Raw genomic sequence first — 1,182 nt, forward strand, 5'->3', positions numbered from 1 at the left:
GTGCGATGTGGCTGTTCATCCTCGGGCGGGCCGTGCAGGGGTTCGGGGGCGGGCTGGTCATCGTGGCGCTGTACGTCGTCGTCGGCCGGGCCTATCCGGAACGGCTGCGGCCCGCGATCATGGCGGCGTTCGCGGCGGGCTGGGTGGTGCCGTCGATCGTGGGGCCGCTCGCGGCCGGGGCGGTGACCGAGCATCTTGGGTGGCGGTGGGTGTTCGTCGGGATCCCGGCGCTGGTCGTCTTCCCGCTGGCCCTCGCCCTTCCGCAGATACGGCGGCGGGCCGCGGGCCCGGTGGACGGCCGTGCTCCCGGCGCCGACCGGCGCCGCATCCGGCTCGCCCTCGGGATCTCCGTCGGCGCCGGGCTCCTCCAGTACGCCGCCCAGGACCTGCGTCCGCTCTCCCTGCTGCCCGGTCTCGCGGGCGTGGCCCTGCTCGTGCCGGCCGTGCTCGGACTGCTCCCGCGCGGTACCTACCGGGCGGCGCGCGGGCTGCCCTCCGTCGTGCTGCTGCGCGGGGTCTCGGCGGGGTCCTTCGTCGCGGCGGAGTCCTTCGTGCCGTTGATGCTGGTCACCCAGCGGGGGCTGTCGCCGACGCTGGCCGGGTTCTCGCTGGCGGCGGGCGGGGCCACGTGGGCGCTGGGGTCGTGGGTGCAGTCGCGGGCGCGGGTGGAGCCGTACCGGGAACGGCTGATGACCGCGGGGATGGTGCTGGTCGCGCCACCCCCGCCATCGGCAGGAACACCACGGCGAACGCGGCCGGGTGGGAGCCGGAGGCCTGAGCCGCGGTGTGGCTCACCGTGCCGCCGCCCAGTGCCGCGAAGGCCGCGCCGCCCGCCGCCAGCAGGACGGCGTTCGAGAGGCCGTCGGAGATCTGGAGGGCGGCGGAGTTGCTGCCGGCCTCCTCCGGGGCGGACAGCTGCAGCAGGAGCACACTGGTGGAGGAGATCACCAGCCCCATCCCGAAACAGCCGAAGCCCCAGGCGACGGCGACCGTCCACACCGGCACGGAGTCGATCAGCACACTCGGCGCGGCGGCGATCGCGGCCACTTGGTGGGGGCGTGGGTGACGACCCGGCTGCACGCCGGGCAGGGGTCCGCCCGCGCATGAGGGCCACCCGCCGACGGACCCACTGTGACCTCCGTCCCACCCCCACCCGCCCCGCCCCCGTCCGCGCGGTGGCAC

General features: G+C 76.1%; 2 pseudogenes. One reads left to right on the top strand and one right to left on the bottom strand.

Annotation, left to right across the window (positions count from 1 at the left end):
- Window positions 1-5: 5 nt before the first annotated feature.
- Window positions 6-653, top strand: a pseudogene (locus tag AOJ26_RS42585) (MFS transporter); the annotation flags it as partial.
- Here AOJ26_RS42585 and AOJ26_RS44820 read toward each other — a convergent pair.
- Window positions 568-1,182 (bottom strand): annotated as a pseudogene (locus AOJ26_RS44820) (hypothetical protein); the annotation flags it as partial. The pseudogenes AOJ26_RS42585 and AOJ26_RS44820 overlap by 86 nt on opposite strands.

This window comes from Streptomyces sp. NRRL B-24085 (assembly GCF_001282115.1).
In the GTDB taxonomy this organism is placed as follows: Bacteria; Actinomycetota; Actinomycetes; order Streptomycetales; family Streptomycetaceae; genus Streptomyces.